Below are 16112 nucleotides of genomic sequence, written 5' to 3'. Positions count from 1 at the left end.
GAGTTCGCGCACGAGGCGGTCGTGGGTGTGGGCGTTGCCGAAGACCCAGCCGGCGCCGTGGATGTAGAGGATCACCGGGAGGGTGCCGGTGGTGCCGGCGGGCCTGACGATGCGTGCCCGGACGCTGCCGGTGGGACCGCCGGGGACGGTGATCCACTCCTCGTCGACCGCCGGCTTGTCGATCTCGCCGGACTGGACCTCGTCGACGGCCCTGCGGCCCTCGGCCGGCGGCAGGTCGAACAGGTAGGGCGGGTTGGCGGTCGCCTGCGCGAACTCGGCCGCGGCGGGCTCCAGGACGGGCTGGATCGAGGGCTCGGACATGACGGACTCCTGACAACTGGTCGAGTCGGGTGACTTGGCGTGTGCGCCGGTCACCCGGTGGCGAGAAGAAACATAGCCCGCTGTTCAGTCGTGCGCAACTAGGTCGTACACGATTAATTCGTGGGACTCGTACCGGCGTACGCTGGAGGGAGTGAACCGGCATGTCCAGCGACGGGAGGAACCAGCCGTGGACGAAGGCACCGAAGTCATGACGTCCGGGAGGGCGGGGGGATCGCTCAAGCTGCGCGACCAGCTCTGCTTCGCCCTGTACGCCGCGTCGCGGTCGGTCACCGCGCGCTACCGGCCCCTGCTGGACGAGCTGAACCTGACCTACCCGCAGTACCTGGTGATGCTCGTCCTGTGGGAGCAGGACGCGATCTCCGTCCGCGAACTGGGAACCGCGCTCCAGCTGGAGTCCAGCACGCTGTCCCCGCTCCTCAAGCGGCTGGAGGCGGCCGGTTACGTCCGCCGGGAACGCCGTGCCGACGATGAGCGCTCGGTCGTCCTCACCCTCACACCCGAGGGCCTGGCCCTGCGCGACCGGGCGCGTTCCGTGCCGCCGGCGATGGGCGCGGCCATGGGGCTGACCGAGGAGCAGGACGAGATGGCAAAGGAGCTGCTGCGCCTGATCACCGACAACGTGTCGGGACGCTGACGGGTGCTCTTCCCGCGGCGGGACCTGCCAAGGTCATAGTGAGTTATGTATTTTGGTGCGCTGTCCATCAAAAGTAGATACGTTACTTACCGAAAGCGCGCAGCGTTCCCATCCCTTACACCACTGGGCGGAGCATGAGGGTACGACGGTGGTACGCGGGCCGGCGACTGGGGCTGACCAGCCTCACGATCGCCGCCAGCGGCCTGCTCGCCCTGCTGATCGGTGTGGCCTTCGCGGTCCTGCTCTGGGCGATCGACGACGCCAACGACTCCACCTCCGCGCGGCGGGCGTCCCGGACCGCACTGGTCGAGGCAGGAACCATGGAGCAGCTCGTACTCGACCTGGAGACGGGCCAGCGAGGCTTCCTGATCACCAAGCAGGAGCAGTTCCTCCACCCGTGGAACGAGGCCCGCAAGGACCTCCCGGCCGAGACCCGGCGGTTCACCGGGAGCACCACCTCCGCCCACCAGCAACGTGCCGCCGCGCAGATCGCCCGTGATGTCCGGTCCTACCTCGACGACTACTCGGTCCCCCTGGTCGACGCGGTACGGCGGGGTGACCCCTCCGCCTCCGGACTGGCGGAGACCGAGGAGGGCAAGCGGCGGGTCGACGCGCTGCGGGCCCGGTTCGACCGGTACATGGCCGATGAACGCGCACAGCTCGCGGCGCGCGAGGACGCCGCGGGGGCCAACGGGCACCGGGCGGTGGTCGCCGCCGGCCTGGGCCTCGCGGCGTCGACCGCGCTGGTGGCGGCCTTCACGGTGCTCCAGCACCGCGCCGTCGTCCGGCCGGTGCGCGGGGCGGCAGCCGCGGCGCAGCGGCTCGCGGACGGCGACCTCGCCACCCGGATCACGCCCAGCAAGGTGGCGGAGATCGGCGCGCTCGGCACCTCGTTCAACTCCATGGCGGCCTCGTTGCAGGACAGCCGCAGACGCGTCATGCAGAGCGTCGAGGAGGTGCACCGCCGCACAGCGCGCGATCTGCACGACGGGGCGCAGCAGCGACTCGTCAGCCTGATGATCGGGCTGCGGCTGGCGCGCGAGATGCTCCCCGACGAGCAGACCCCCGTGACCGAGCTGCTGGAGGACTCGATCGCCAACGCCCAGACCGCGATCGACGAACTGAGGGAACTCGCCCGGGGCATCTACCCGTTGACCCTCACCGTGAAGGGGCTGGCGGGAGCGGTGGAGGACCTCGCGTCCCGGTGCCCGATCCCCGCCGTCGTCGAGAACAAGTGCGACCGGCGGTTCGCCTCCACCGTCGAGTCCAACGCGTACTTCATCGTGGCCGAGGCCGTGACGAACGCGGTCAAGCACGCCCAGGCGTCCCACATCGACATCTCCCTGGAGCTGACCGGTGACGTGCTGCGGATACGGGTCGCCGACGACGGCGTCGGCGGTGTGGCCGGGACCGCGGCCGGCAGCGGTCTGACCGGGCTGGCGGACCGCGTGGCCGCCTTCGACGGCACGCTGTCCATCGAGTCGCCGCCCGGCGAGGGCACGTCGATCCTGGTCCGCATCCCCGTCACGGCCTGAGACCCACGGCCGGCGTGCCCTGACATCCGGTCTCCCCGCCGACGGGGGCTCCGGGGACGGATTCGTCGCCGGCCGGGGCCGATGCGGCGCCCGGCGGCGCTGCGGGAGCGGTCCGAACGGATGCGGCGACCACCGCGCCGAGCCTGTGTGCGCACACCGGCCACCCCCTGGCCTACGTCACGCGCACTCGCCGGCCGAAACCACCGCCACCGCGCCCCTGCCCCCTGCCGGCGCGGCACATGTCGCCGAGGTGTGCTCCCGGTCACCGAGGCGTGAATACGTCACGGCGTCAAGACGCCAGCCTCGTGGCATTGACCGGTCCGCCCGGGCGGGTGATCTTCTGACCATCGCGGGACGGCTCTCCGACAACGATGTCGGGCCGGGTCCCGCCTGTTGCCCGTCCTCCCCCTCCTCCCCCGGAGTTGCCCTGTGCGGACACCCCCAGCGGCGCGGCCCGTCCGCGGTCGCGCCAGACCCGGTCCTCCCGCCTCCCGCCGGCCCGGCCGGGCGTGGCGCCGTGCCGTCGGCACCGTCGCGGCGGCGCTGCTGACCGCCCTCGCCGTCCAGCTCCCGTCGCCCGGCGAAGCCGTCGCGGCCTCCTCCGGGACCGCCGGGCCCGCGACCGAGACCCTGTGCGGCACCCCGAAGCCCGGACAGTTCGGCTGCTTCGGCGTCCGCCGCACCGACGTGCCCACGGCACGTGTGCAGGCCGGCGGTCAGGCGGCACCCGACGGATACGGCCCCGCCGACCTGCGCTCCGCCTACGACCTGCCCGCGGACGGCGGCACCGGCGCGACCATCGCGATCGTGGACGCGTACGACAACCCCCGGGCCGAACAGGACCTCGCCACCTACCGGGCGCAGTACGGCCTGCCGGCCTGCACCACCGACAACGGGTGCTTCCGCAAGGTGGACCAGCGCGGCGGCACCGAGTACCCCGCGCCCGACGACGGCTGGGCCGGCGAGATATCCCTCGATCTCGACATGGTGTCCGCGATCGCCCCGAAGGCCCGCATCCTGCTCGTCGAGGCCGACAGCGCCTACACGGACGACCTGGGCGGCGCCGTCAACACCGCGGTCGCGCTGGGCGCCCGCTACGTCTCCAACTCCTACGGCTCCTACTCCGAGGACGAGAGCGTCCACGCCCTCGACAAGGCCTACTTCGACCACCCGGGCACGGCCGTGCTGTTCAGCTCCGGCGACAACGGCTACGGGGTGAGCTACCCGGCCTCCTCGCCGTACGTGACCTCGGTCGGAGGCACCTCGCTCACCCGGAGTCCGGGCAGCGCCCGCGGCTGGTCCGAGAGGGTCTGGAACACCGTCACCACCTCCGCCTCGGGCGCACAGCACTGGGGCGCCACCGGCTCGGGCTGCTCCCAGGCCGAGCCCAGGCCCGCCTTCCAGCCGGAGACGGGCTGCACGGGCCGGTCGGTGGCCGACGTCAGCGCGGTCGCCGATCCCGCGACCGGGGTCGCGGTCTACAACAGCTTCTCCGACGCCGGGTGGAACGTCTACGGCGGCACCAGCGCGTCCGCCCCGATCATCGCCGGCGTCTACGCCCTGGCCGGCACCCCCGTCGAGGGCACCTACCCCGCCTCCTACCCGTACCAGACGCCGGGCGCGCTCCACGACGTCACCGACGGCGACAACGCCAGCTGCCCCGACGCGGGGCTGTGCGGGTTCGGTACCACGCCCCGGTGCGATCCCGCGCCCAGCTGCACCGCCGGGCCCGGGTACGACGGCCCGACCGGACTGGGCACGCCCAACGGCCTCGCCGCGTTCCGGCCGGGCCCGCACGGCACCGTCTTCGGCAAGGTCACCGACCGCTCCACCGGGAAACCGCTGCCCGGAGCCGCGGTACGACTGGGCGACTACCATGCCTCGGCCGGCGACGACGGCACCTGGTCGCTCGTCGCCCCGGCGGGCACCTACCCGCTGACCGTGAGCGCCTTCGGCTACGCCGACAAGGACCTCGGCCAGGTCGAGGTCGCCGACGGGGCGCGGGTGACCGCCGACGCCGCCCTGGCCGCCGTACCCAGCCAGACCGTCTCCGGCACGGTCCGCGACGGCGGCGGGCACGGCTGGGGCGTGTACGCCCGGCTGACCGTCGACGGCGTGCCCGGCACCGCCTTCACGAACCCGGCCACCGGCCACTACGCGATCCGGCTGCCGCGCGACGCGACGTACACCGTCCGGGCCAATGCCCTGTACCCCGGTTACCGGCCCGCCACCGCCACGGTCGCCCTCGGTTCCACCGCGCGGACCGCCGACCTCGCCCTGCCGCTGACCGGCACCGGCACCCTGCCGCCCGGATACGCCGTCACCTACCACGGGGGCGGACTCCAGTCCTTCCCCAAGGCCACGACGCCCGACGGCTGGAGCGTCGTCAACCACACCGACGCGGGCGGCTGGGAGTTCGGCGACCCCCTCAACCGCGGCAACCAGACCGGCGGCGACGGCCGCTTCGCGGAGGTCGACGACTACGCCCTCGGCTGGGCCCCCGTCGACACCGAACTGGTCAGCCCCGCCTACGACTTCTCCGCGCTCACCCATCCGAAACTGGAGTTCGACACCGCCCTGCCGGGCACCTACCGCTTCAGCGACCCCACCGCCGACGTCGACGTGAGCACCGACGGCGGCCACACCTGGGACACCGTCTGGCACACGACCGACGTCGTCAACGGCCCCGCGCACGAGACGGTGGCGCTCACCGCCTACGCGGGCAAGCCGTCCGTGCGGGTCCGCTTCCACTACAGCGGTTCGCTGACCGGCTTCTGGCAGCTGGACAACGTGGCCCTCGGCACCCACTCGCTGGACACCGTGCCCGGCGGCCTGCTCACCGGGCGGGTGACGGACGCCAACACCGGGACCGGTGTCCTCGGCGCCACCGTCGCCGCCCGCTCCGTACCCGCAGACAGCGGCCGCAGCGTCGCCTCGCCCGACGACCCCGCCGTGGGTGACGGGCTGTACTGGGCCTTCTCCACCCGCACCGGCAGGCAGGAGTTCACCGCGGACCTCGCCGGATTCGGCTACCCGGCGGTCACCTCGACGGTGCGGGTCAAGGCAGACGCCGTGACCGCGGCCGACTTCCGCCTGCGCCCCTCCCTGCTGGAGGCGAAGCCGTCCGCCGTCGGCGTCACCGTGCCCTGGGGCGGCCGGAAGACCGTCACCGTGAAACTCCGCAACACCGGAGGCGCGCCCGCCACCCTCTCCGTGGGGGAACAGAACGTCGCCGGCACCCCGGCCGCGTCGCCGGCCGGGGCACCCCGCAAGCGCACCGCCACCGGGGCCGGGCCGCTGGACATCCCCCGGGCCGCCACCGGAGCGGCCACCGGCACGCCCGCCGACCAGGCCTGGAAGCCGGTCACGGATCTCCCGCAGGGAACGAGCGGGGGCATCGCGGCCACCCACGACGGCATCCTGTACGCGGGCCTCGGCCAGGCCCCTGACGGCCGGCTGACCAGTTCGCTGCGCTCCTACGACCCGGCCACGACCGCCTGGAAGGACCTCGCCCCCGCCGTCACCAAACGGTTCGGCGCGGCGGCCGGGTTCATCCGGGGCAAGCTGTACGTGACGGGCGGCAAGGACGCCGCGGGGCGGCCCATCGCGGGCGGCGAGGTCTACGACCCGGCGACCGACACCTGGTCGGCGATCGCCGACGCGCCCGTCGCCTACGGCAGCCCCGGGGCGGCGGTCGTCGGAGACAGGCTGTACGTGATCGGAGGCTGCGCGCAGTTCTCCTGCGGAAGCGGCGACGTCCAGGTCTACGACCCGGCGACCGACTCCTGGTCGCGCGGCCCCGCCTACCCGACACCGACGTCCTGGACGACGTGCGGCACCGCCGACGGAACCCTGTACTGCGCGGGCGGCGTCTACCAGGCCGACGGCGGCTTCCCGCGGGCCACCGCGGTCGGCTACGCCCTCGACCCCGCCAAGGGCCGCTGGACGCCGATCGCCGATCCGCCGGCGGACGTCTGGGGCGCCGCGGGCGCCGCGGCGGGCGGCCGACTGCTGATGGGCGGCGGCGTGCTGGTCTCGGCGGGCGCCATGACCAACGAGGCCTACGCCTACGACCCGTCCGCCGACGCCTGGACCGCGCTGCCGAACCTCCCGCAGCCGCTGTACGCGGCGGCCTCCGCGCCGGGCTGGTACGTCCTGGGCGGACAGTCACCGGACCGGGTGACCCGGACCGCGGCGCAGGTGCTGCCCGGCTGGGACAAGCCGCACGGCGACGTCCCGTGGCTGAGCGGGACGGCCGCGGCGCGGACCGTCGCTCCCGGGCGGACGGTGCGGCTGACCGTCACCGCCGACGCCAGGGCGATGGGACCCGCCGACGCGGGCGTCCACCAGGCGCGCCTGGTCGTCGACTCCGACGGCCCGTACAGATCCGTCACCGTTCCGGTCACGCTGACCGTGGTGCCGCCGCACGGCGCGCTCCGGCTCACCGGCACGGTGACCGGGAGCCGGCCGGGCGGCGCGACGGCGCCGCTCGCCGGGGCCACGGTCCGCGTCACGGCCGGCGGCGGCACGCACACGCTGCGCACCGCGCTCGACGGCCGCTACGAGGTGTGGCTGCCGGACGCGGACCGCGCGGTCGGCCTCACTGTGAGCGCGGAGGGCCACCGGACGGTACGGCGCACGGTACGGCCGCACGGCGCCGCCGGGTTCACGGCCGACGTCACCCTCGCCCGGCGGTAGCCGGACCGGGCCGTGGGGCCGTCCGCACGGCGGCCCCACGGAGCACCGGCGCGGGCTCAGGTACCGAGCGGATCGTCCGGTGTCCACCAGCCGCGCTGCGCCGCGAGCACACCCGCCTGGAACCTGCTGGCCGCGCCCAGCCGCACCAGCAGGGCCTGGACCCGGCGCTGCACGGTGCGGTGCCCGATGCCCAGGTGCCGGGCGATGGCCTCGTCCGGCAGCCCGAGGCCCAGCAGCGACACGATGCGCCGTTCCTCCTCGCTGAGGAAGGTGTCCGGACCGTCCGGTTGCGTTCGGCCTGGCACGAAGGGCTGGGCCTGCTGCCACAGGGTCTCGAAGAGCACACTCAGCGCGTCGAGGAGGGAGGAGGGGTGCACCAGGACGCAGGTGTCCAGCACCTGGGGCGTCGACACCAGCGGGATCAGCCCCGCCTGGTCGTCGGCCAGCAGCAGCTTCATGGGCGCCCGTGGTACGACGCGCACCTCCTCGCCGCCGGCGACGTCCCGCTCGATACGGCGCACCACGCCGGGCAGGATGAGCGAGTCCCGGCCGTGGATGAACCGGCTGCGGACCTGCCCGCCGGTGATGTTGACGACCGAGTTGACCCGGCTGCCGTCCCCGGCCTCCGCGTAGGGCGGCGCGTCGATGCCCCGGATCTCCCGCTCCGCCCGTCGGAACAACTGCTCCCCGCAGCGCGCCACGCCTTCCGCACCGGAGATCACTTCGATGAGCGAGGCCGACCCCTGGCCGCCCCTGGCCCGTTGGTGCCGCTCGCCCAGCCGCTGCGCGAGGGCCCGCACCCGTCGGATGTCCCGTTCGCGGGCCAGCAGCAGGACTTCCACCGCGTGCTCCGGTGGGAGCGCGGTGTACCGCGCGGGACGGCCCGGCACCCGGGCGATGAGACCGCCGTCCTCCAGCCGGACCAGGGTGTTCTCCAGATCGATGCGGTCCACGCGGGTCCGCTCGGCCAGTTCGGCCACGGTGAGCGAGGGGCTGTCGACCAGGGCCAGATAGGCGGCCTCGGCGCGCTCGTCCAGACCGAGGACCTCCAGCACCGCACACCCCCAACTCCCGAGGGAGAAGCCCCTTTCCGGTCACCGCGGCCGGGACTTCCTCCAGGAGCAGAAGGGTAACGGGTCAGCCGGCGCCCCGGTCGTCCCCTGATAGGCGCAGACGGCGATCCGGGAACCATCCGGCGACCGGGCGACCCGGGCCGGTGGACGCCACACCGGCCCGGACGCATACGGATCGGTCCCCGGCGTCCGTAGGGTGACCTCGCGTCAGTCCGCGGGACCGTCCACGTCGAGCCCGCTCATGTCGATGTCGCCCTCGCCCATCGGCGGCCCGCCGAGGAAGCCGCCCAGCAGGTCCTTCGGGTCGAGCGTGGTGGCGCCGGCCGGAGCGGTGGGCCGGGTGCCCTCGCGCAGCCGCAGGGTCAGGCCGAGCTTCTTGACCTTCGCGCTCTCGGCCAGCTTGGCGAGGTCCACGTCCACCTGGGACAGCTCGCCGTTCCTGAGGGTGAAGTCCGCCGTCACCTTGGCGTTGGGCGCGTCCTTCAGGTCCTTGTCCGTCGGCAGCTCCATGCCCGGCGGCAGGTCCTTCGCCAGCGGGCGGAGCTCGCCGAACAGCTTGGTGACCAGCGTGCGGAAGGGGGCCGTCGCGGTGACGTGCTCGGTGCCGTCCCCGCCGCCGGCCGTCTTGAAGCGCACCTCGCGGGCGATGACGTCGCGAAGCGCCTTCACCAGCTTCTTCTGCGTCTTGGCGTCGAAGGACGGCGCGGGCGCGGGACCGCCCTCGGCGGCGGCCTCGTCCATCTTCCTGGTGTCGAACTTCACCCACTTGCCCTGGAGGACGTTTTTGAACGCCCCGGCCTCCGGGGGCAGGTCGTCGGCCTTCGGCATGGGGCTGCCCGTCACCGCGCCCATGGCCTCCACGTCGGCGCGGATGTAGGTGTAGTCGCCGATCACCCGGTACTCGACGAGGTCGCCCTTGGGGCCGCTGACCTTCAGGGCCGTGCCGACGAGGTCCTTCTCACCGGACTCGTCGAGCGGCTTCTTCGACTGCACGGTCACCGTGATCTTCGCGTCGCTGAACATCTTGGCGACCTCGTCCGGGATCTCCTCACCGGGCGCGGGATCCGACTTGGCGTCCAGCGCCTTCAGGGACGCGGCGTCGGTGTCCAGGTCGAGCTCGAAGGAGAGCGTCTTCTTCTCGCCGAGCTTCTCGAAGGCCCGGTCGAGCTTCTTGCCGGCGGACAGCTGCTCCACCGTTCCGCAGGCGGCGGATCCCGCGAGGACGGCGCCGACGACGGCGGTGGCGGTCAGGGTCTTGCGTATGGCGTTGATGATGGTCTCCTCGTGGCTCCGATCACAACGTGATCGAACAGAAGACTCACAACCGGGCCATAGGGTTGCCCCCGTCGGCGGCAAGGGTGTGGCGAAGCCCCCTGATGACGCCTTGTACCCCTCCTCGTCGGAGATGTCAGCATCCCGTCAAGGCCGCCCCGACCGCCGTCAGCGTCCCATCAGGGCCGGCCGGGAACCCCGCAGGCCGGGCCTACTGTCGGTGACGAGCCCCGGCCGCCTCCCCGCCGCCGGGGCATCCCTGACCCCCGCCCCGCCCTCCGGGAGGCACCGCATGACGCAGCACCGCTCCGGCGACGACGACCCCGAGCCCTCCGATCGGCCCCCGGCCGGACCCCTGTACGTCCCGGTCCGGCCGGGCCCCTGCGGCTGTGCGGCCCGGCTCTTCCGCACCCCGCTCGGCGACCGCACCGCCGTGGGATTCAGCTCCGCGAGCCGGCTGACCGCCACCCTCGGCGCCGGCCAGGCGTGGATCCGGCTGGCCGAGCCCGCGCTGCGCGCGCTGACCGCGCCGCTCGGCATCACCACCGTCACAGTGGACCCGCAGCTCACCGCCCCGGCCCCCGGCCCGGTCGGGACCACGACGCCCGTGCCGGCGCCGGTTCTGGCAGCACGGATCGGCTGAGAGGGAGAACCCGATGACCACCGTTCACGATCCCACCGCCCTCACCACGCCGGCCGACCTGTCGGTGTGGCCCGCCTCGGCCACCGAGCCCGCCCCGGGCGACCTGCACGTGGGCGGCGTACCGCTCGCCGGGGTCGCCGACCGCTTCGGCACCCCCGTGTACGTCCTGGACGAGGCCGAGGTCCGCGACCGCTGCCGTGCCTACCGGGCTGCCTTCCCCGACGCGGAAGTCCTGTACGCGGCCAAGGCGTTCCTCTGCCGGGCGATGGCCCACTGGGTGGCGCAGGAGGGCCTCGGCCTGGACGTCTGCTCCGCCGGTGAGCTCGAACTCGCCGTCACCACCGGCTTCCCGCCCGAGCGGATCGTGCTGCACGGCAACGCCAAGTCGCCGCGCGACCTGGACACCGCCCTGCGTCTGGGCGTCGGCCGCATCGTCATCGACTCACCCGCCGAGATCGCCCGGCTGGCCGCCGCCGTCGGCCCGGACGGCCACCAGAAGGTCATGGTCCGGGTCGTGCCCGGCGTCGGCGCGGGTGGCCACGAGAAGATCCGTACCGGCACCGGCGACCAGAAGTTCGGCCTGTCGATCACCGATGGCCACGCCCAGCACGCCATCGCCCGCGTCCTCGGCCAGCCGCAGCTCGAACTCACCGGTCTGCACTGCCACGTGGGCTCGCAGATCACCAGCGTCAAGCCGTACCTGGTCGCCGTACGCCGCCTGGTCGGTCTCATGGCCCGCCTGCACGAACAGCACGGCCTGACCCTGCCCGAACTGGACCTCGGCGGCGGACACGGCATCGCCTACCGCCCCGGCGAGGAGGCCCTGGACCTCACCGCGCTGGCCCGCAGGGTCCGCGCGGAACTCGCGGGTGCCTGCGCGACGGCCGGCCTCCCCGTGCCCCGGCTGCTCATCGAGCCGGGCCGGGCGATCGCCGGTCCGGCGGGCATCGCCGTCTACCGCGTCCTGGCGGTGAAGCGCACGGGCCGGACGGTGTTCGTCGCGGTGGACGGCGGCATGAGTGACAACCCTCGCCCGGCCCTGTACGGCGTTTGTACGCGCCCCGGATGATCGGCCGGGGCGGTACCGCGGCCCCGGCCCGGGTGACCGTGGTGGGCCGGCACTGCGAGGCGGGCGACGTCCTGGCGGCCGGCGTGGAGCTCCCCGGGGACACCCGCCCCGGCGACCTGCTCGCCGTACCCGTGGCCGGTGCCTATCAGCTGTCCATGGCCGGCGGCTACAACCTGGTCGGCCGCCCGCCCGTGGTCGCCGTACGCGACGGCCTCGCCCGCCTCCTTGTCCGCCGCGAGTCCCTGGCGGACATCCGCAGCCGCGACGTGGGCCTGTAACCCCCAGCACTCCCGGGCGGGCCGGCCCCCCTCCCTCGCCGGCCGGCCCGCCCGGGAATCAGCACCTCGCGCCGCGGGGCCGGATCACGATCCTGCCCGAGCCGGTGGCCGGCGAGGCGATGCGCGCCCGCCACGCGGAACCGGATCGGCGCCGGCGGACGCCCTCGGCCGCACCGCCCGCGTCACTCCTTCGTCGCGCCCGCCAGCATCCCGGACACGAGGGTGCGCTGGGAGAACAGGAACAGGACCAGGACGGGGAGGATCGCGAGGAGGATGGCGAGGGCGAGTTCCGGGATCGTGATGTTCAGGCCCGCCCCGGCCACCGGGTTGAACGACGGAGTGGACGACAGGAGTTGGTTCAGGCCGACCTGGATGGGGAACTGGTCGCTGTTCGGCAGCACCAGGTACGGCAGGAAGAAGTTGTTCCAGTTGCCGACGAAGCTGAAGAAGGCCACGAGGCCGATCACGGGCTTCGCCAGGGGCAGGGCGATGCGGGTGAACAGCTGCCACTCCGAGCAGCCCGTCGATGCGCGCGGCGGCGAGCAGATCGCGCGGCAGGCTGGTGGCGAAGTAGATGTACACCAGGTACACGCCGAACGGGTAGAACGAGAACGGCAGGATCACCGACCAGGCCGTGCCGATCAGATGGAACGCGTTGAGCTCCAGGAAGACCGGCAGGACGAGCGTGGCCGACGGCATGATCATGGTGACCAGGGTGATCGCCAGCAGCACCTTGCGGCCCCGGAAGCGGGTCAGGGCCAGGGCGTAGCCCGCCGGGACGCTGGTGAGCAGGGTCAGCAGCAGCGAACCTGCGGCGTAGACGGCCGAGTTGCGCAGCCACACCAGGACCGCGCCGTCCTCGAAGGAGAACAGGTGCCGCCAGGCGTCCCCGATCCTGCCGAACGAACCGAACGACAGCGGGTTGTCGTGCACGATCTGCCCGGCGGTCTTGCTGGGCGCCAGCAGCAGCCACAGCACGGGCAGCACGAAGAAGACCAGCAGGACGGCGAGCAGCAGGCCCACCACCAGGGCCGAGACGGCACGCGACGGCGTGGTCCGGGAGCGCGGGGGCGCGAGGAGTCGTGTCGTCATCTGTCCTCCAGGGTGAAGAGGCTGGAGCGCCGGACCAGCACGCCCGCGCAGAGCAGGCCGAGGGCCAGCAGGAAGACGGAGATCGCGGCGGCACCGTTGAAGTCGCCCTGCTGGAAGGCGTAGACGTAGGCGAGCTGGTTGGGCGACCAGGTCGGGCTGACCCGGCCCAGGCTGGCGGTCTGGAGCAGCTGCGGCTCGACGAACAGCTGGGTGCCGCCCGCGAAGGCGAGGATGGTCATGTAGGTGATCCACTGCCGGATCATCGGGATCTGGACGGACCAGGCGGTGCGCCAGGGCCCGGCCCCGTCGATCCGGGCGGCCTCGATCACCTCGTCGGGGATGTTGTTCAGCGCCCCGTACATCACCACCATCCAGCCGCCGGCCCCCGTCCAGAAGGCGATCAGCACGAGGATCACCGGCAGGTTGCCGGGGGCCAGCACGGCGGCGAAGCTGTCCAGGCCCATGCGGTGCAGCAGCCACGACACCGGGCTGACGTCCGGGTCCAGCATGAACAGCCAGACCAGGACGCTCGCCACCCCGGCCAGCGCGCCGGGTATGTAGTAGAGGAACCGCAGCAGCGCGGAGACTCCCCTGCGGACCCGGCTGCGCAGCACGACGGCCGTCAGGACCGTCAGCACGACGAGGAGCACCAGCCAGAGGGCGAGGTACAGCAGGATGTGGCCGAAGGCGGGCAGGAAGCGGTAGTCCCGGACGACCCGGGTGAACTGGTTGACGCCGGTGAACTGGCCCCGGTCGTTGGTGAAGGCCAGGTAGAAGGCGTAGCAGGTGGGGAAGACGCCGAAGGCGAGCAGCAGCAGCGTGTACCCGGCGACGAAGAGGTGGCCCACCGTGCCGGCCCGCCGCCGCGGCGTGTCACCGCGGCGGGCGGGAGCGGGTACGGCGACGGGCTGGGCGTCCAGCAGTGTCATCGGTCGGTCACCCGGTACCCGTTGGCCCTGGCCTGGTCGCTGATGGCCTTCTGCCACTGCGGCAGGGTCGCCGTGAGGGTCTTTCCGGCGGTCAGGGCGGGCAGGACGACGCTCGACCAGGACGTGGCGTCGGAGAACCTGGTGTTCGACCAGCCGGTCCACACCTCGTCGGCCGCCTGCCGGAACGGCCCGCTGACGTCGTCGGCGAAGTAGGCGCGGTGCGCCGGTTCGGCGAGCCAGGCCTTGGCGGCGGGCGCGTAGGCCGGGTAGGTGGGGGCCGTGGCCTGGTTCGCGTCCGACGTGGTCAGCCAGGTCACCAGGTCGGTCGACGCCTTCAGGTTCGCGCTGTGCGAGGAGACCATCCAGACGCCGCCGCCCACGTTGCCCGTGGCGGCGGTGGTCTCACCGGGCCACTTCAGCGGCGGCGCGGCGGCGATCCGCTTGGCCGGGGTGTGGAAAGCGGCCTTGAACAGGTACTGGCCGTACCAGGAGGGGCCGTAGGCCATCAGGACCTTGGAGCCGCTGCTCTTGGCGAAGCCCTGGCTGAAGAAGCCCTGGGTGGTCACGGCCTTGGCGGAGATCAGCTTGTCGAGCAGGGCCGCCATGCGCGTGCACGCGGGGTCCCCGAGGTCGACGCGCAGGGTGTCCGGTGCGGTCAGCTGGAAGGCCGGGCAGCGGCTGGACCAGAAGTACGACTCGTGCGAGTTGGTGTCGCCGACCGAGCCGACGAGGTATCCGGGGTGCTCCTTGGCCACCTTCAGACCGAGGGCCTGGTACGCGGCCCAGGTGGTGGGGACCTGGTAACCCCACGTGTCCATCAGGGACTTGTCGTACCAGAGGACCACCTGGGCGATGTCGTTGCGCAGGCAGTAGGTGTGCCCGTGGAACCGACAGGGCGCCAGAGAGCCCTTGGCGAAGCCGTCCAGGGTGCTCCGCGGGACCAGCTTGCCGTCCAGCGGGGCCGCGAAGGCGGCGGCGCCGGGCTTGGTGGGGGAGGAGGCCCAGGTGACGTCCGTGGGGGAGCCGAAGACGACGTCGGGCCAGCCCTTGCCGGTACGGTCGAACAGCTGCACCTTCGTCTGGAGGTAGGTCGAGCCGTCGGCGCCGCCGTCGTAGGTGACGATCTTCATCTTCACGTCGCGGTGCGACTTCTGGTACGCCTGCACGGACGGCAGCCGCGTGGAGTCGGTCCAGACGGTGATCTCGGAGCCGTCCTTCTGGGGGGCGGGCGTGAACCGGGACGTGCCGCCCTGGTGGTCCGACCCGGTGGACGGGTCGGCGCTGGCGCAGCCGGCCAGCGCGGCGACGGCCGCGAGGGCGGCTGCGGCGGCGAGGGCGCGCACGGCTCTGCCGCGCCGGCCGGTGGGCGAAACGCGCGAAGACGTCATCGTCTTGCCTTTCGTGGTTCGGGATCGTGCGGGGGTGGTGACGCGGCCGGTCAGCGGGGCTGTTCCACGAACCGCTGGAGCGCGCTGCCGTAGCCGAAGTCGAGGGGCAGGGCGATGCCCGGCCCGGTCGGGGCGTGCACCAGGCCCCGGTCGTCGACGTGGCGCTCGCGGACGACCGAGGTCGAGGTGACCAGGGACTCGTAGTAGGTGGTGTTGGAGATGGCCATGCACAGGTGCTGGTTCGGGATGTCCGAGCCGTGCACCTCGGCCCGCAGCCGGAAGGCGTCCGCCAGGTGCGCGGTGCGCATGGCACCGGTGACACCGCCGCGCAGCGTCGTACTGGCACGGACGCCGAAGGTGGCGGCGCCGCTCCTGATGAAGTCGGCGGAGTTCATGTGGGCGCCGTCGGAGGTCTCGGCGACCAGCAGCGGTACGGCGACGGACTCGGCCAGCCGCCGGTAGGCGCTGATGCTGAACTCCCGCATCGGCTCCTCGTACCAGAGATAGTCGGCCTCGGCCAGGGCGTGCCCCAGGTAGAGGGCGTCCGGCAGGTCGAAGCCCGCCGAGCCGTCGTACATCAGCGGCACGTCCGGACCGACGTGGGCGCGCAGCGCCTGGCACAGGGCGGCGTCGCGGCGGGCGTCGCCCCAGGCGTGCAGCTTGATGCCGTGGTAGCCGAGCGCCAGGCACTGGTCGGCCACCGAGAGGAACTCCTCGGTGGTGGCGAAGGTGGAGGTGGAGGCGTAGGCGGGGATGGCCTCGCGGAAGCCGCCGAGCAGCTGCCACACCGGCCGGTCGTGCACCCGCCCCGCCAGGTCCCACAGCGCCACGTCGACCAGGCCGAGCACGGGCAGCGGCAGTTCGTGGATGCGGTCGAGTTCCCAGACGCGGTGCCAGAGCCATTCGCGCCGGAAGGGGTCCGCTCCCAGGAGTTCCTCCCGGAAGACCCGGTCGACCAGGTCCCGCAGGGTGACGGCCGCTCCCGGCCGCGCGAACACCGCCACCCCTTCGGCGCCCTCGTCGGTGCCGATGTGCAGGACCGCGCCGTCGCCCACCGGGGCGCTGCCGCTGAGCCCGTGCCGCCAGGAGAAGGGGGGGTCGGCGGCGGGGACGTCGATCCGGTGGACCTCGACATGTGTGATCTGTTCCGGGGGGTGGG

At 73.0% G+C, this 16112-nt stretch carries 10 protein-coding genes and 2 pseudogenes; 5 read left to right on the top strand and 7 right to left on the bottom strand.

Annotation, left to right across the window (positions count from 1 at the left end; genetic code table 11):
• Positions 1-321, bottom strand: a 321-nt coding sequence (locus tag ABZV94_RS10050; protein WP_356339174.1) for an alpha/beta hydrolase, incomplete at its 3' end; no start/stop codon positions are given.
• A gap of 208 nt (positions 322-529) precedes the next feature.
• On the opposite strand from ABZV94_RS10050, the gene ABZV94_RS10045 reads away from it, so the two are divergent.
• The 3 genes from ABZV94_RS10045 (at position 530) to ABZV94_RS10035 (ending at position 7209) form a co-directional block, all read left to right on the top strand.
• Positions 530-976: a MarR family transcriptional regulator gene (locus tag ABZV94_RS10045; protein ID WP_356339184.1), complete on the top strand. Its 447-nt coding sequence runs from the start codon at positions 530-532 to the stop codon at positions 974-976.
• A gap of 134 nt (positions 977-1110) precedes the next feature.
• Positions 1111-2511 carry a CHASE3 domain-containing protein gene (locus tag ABZV94_RS10040; RefSeq protein WP_356339173.1) on the top strand — a complete coding sequence of 467 codons (1401 nt, stop codon included), beginning with the start codon at positions 1111-1113 and terminating at the stop codon, positions 2509-2511.
• A gap of 429 nt (positions 2512-2940) precedes the next feature.
• A complete protein-coding gene (locus ABZV94_RS10035; RefSeq protein WP_356339170.1) occupies positions 2941-7209 on the top strand; it encodes a carboxypeptidase regulatory-like domain-containing protein in 4269 nt (1422 codons plus the stop codon).
• 56 nt (positions 7210-7265) lie between these two features.
• On the opposite strand, the gene ABZV94_RS10030 is transcribed toward ABZV94_RS10035, so the two are convergent.
• Positions 7266-8264, bottom strand: coding sequence for a helix-turn-helix domain-containing protein (locus ABZV94_RS10030; RefSeq protein ID WP_356339167.1), 999 nt, complete (start codon positions 8262-8264; stop codon positions 7266-7268).
• Positions 8265-8489: 225 nt separating this feature from the next.
• Positions 8490-9476 (bottom strand): hypothetical protein, encoded by a 987-nt coding sequence (locus ABZV94_RS10025; protein ID WP_356339165.1) that lies wholly within the window; start codon positions 9474-9476, stop codon positions 8490-8492.
• 370 nt (positions 9477-9846) lie between these two features.
• Here ABZV94_RS10025 and ABZV94_RS10020 point away from each other — a divergent pair, with 370 nt between their 5' ends.
• Together ABZV94_RS10020 and lysA are read left to right on the top strand one after the other, a co-directional pair.
• The gene (locus tag ABZV94_RS10020) at positions 9847-10197 is read left to right on the top strand and encodes an SAV_915 family protein (protein ID WP_356339163.1); all 351 of its coding nucleotides are present in this window, start codon (positions 9847-9849) and stop codon (positions 10195-10197) included.
• Positions 10198-10210: 13 nt separating this feature from the next.
• Positions 10211-11544: pseudogene (gene lysA, locus ABZV94_RS10015) on the top strand (diaminopimelate decarboxylase).
• Positions 11545-11726: 182 nt separating this feature from the next.
• Here the strand turns inward: lysA and ABZV94_RS10010 are convergent.
• The 4 genes and pseudogenes from ABZV94_RS10010 to ABZV94_RS09995 form a co-directional block, all read right to left on the bottom strand.
• A pseudogene (locus ABZV94_RS10010) lies at positions 11727-12636 on the bottom strand (carbohydrate ABC transporter permease).
• Positions 12633-13565: a sugar ABC transporter permease gene (locus tag ABZV94_RS10005; RefSeq protein WP_356339160.1), complete on the bottom strand. Its 933-nt coding sequence runs from the start codon at positions 13563-13565 to the stop codon at positions 12633-12635. The pseudogene ABZV94_RS10010 and the gene ABZV94_RS10005 overlap by 4 nt, the downstream one beginning before the upstream one ends.
• The gene (locus tag ABZV94_RS10000) at positions 13562-14953 is read right to left on the bottom strand and encodes an extracellular solute-binding protein (protein WP_356339159.1); all 1392 of its coding nucleotides are present in this window, start codon (positions 14951-14953) and stop codon (positions 13562-13564) included. The genes ABZV94_RS10005 and ABZV94_RS10000 overlap by 4 nt, the downstream gene beginning before the upstream one ends.
• A 50-nt stretch (positions 14954-15003) precedes the next feature.
• Complete coding sequence (locus tag ABZV94_RS09995; RefSeq protein ID WP_356339181.1) at positions 15004-16095, bottom strand: enolase C-terminal domain-like protein; 1092 nt, start codon at positions 16093-16095, stop codon at positions 15004-15006.
• Positions 16096-16112 lie beyond the last annotated feature (17 nt).

It is taken from the genome of Streptomyces sp. NPDC004658 (genome assembly GCF_040609555.1).
In the GTDB taxonomy this organism is placed as follows: domain Bacteria; phylum Actinomycetota; class Actinomycetes; order Streptomycetales; family Streptomycetaceae; genus Streptomyces.
Note: the sequence above shows the minus strand (reverse complement) of the source record. Positions and strands in the feature narration are given on the sequence as shown.

Excerpts from the sequence above, each read along its gene's own strand:
- ABZV94_RS10000 (WP_356339159.1), bottom strand. The coding sequence starts at position 14,953 with ATGACGTCTTCGCGCGTTTCGCCCACCGGCCGGCGCGGCAGAGCCGTG.
- ABZV94_RS10005 (WP_356339160.1), bottom strand. The coding sequence starts at position 13,565 with ATGACACTGCTGGACGCCCAGCCCGTCGCCGTACCCGCTCCCGCCCGC.
- ABZV94_RS10045 (WP_356339184.1), top strand. The coding sequence starts at position 530 with ATGACGTCCGGGAGGGCGGGGGGATCGCTCAAGCTGCGCGACCAGCTC.
- ABZV94_RS10040 (WP_356339173.1), top strand. The coding sequence starts at position 1,111 with ATGAGGGTACGACGGTGGTACGCGGGCCGGCGACTGGGGCTGACCAGC.
- ABZV94_RS10020 (WP_356339163.1), top strand. The coding sequence starts at position 9,847 with ATGACGCAGCACCGCTCCGGCGACGACGACCCCGAGCCCTCCGATCGG.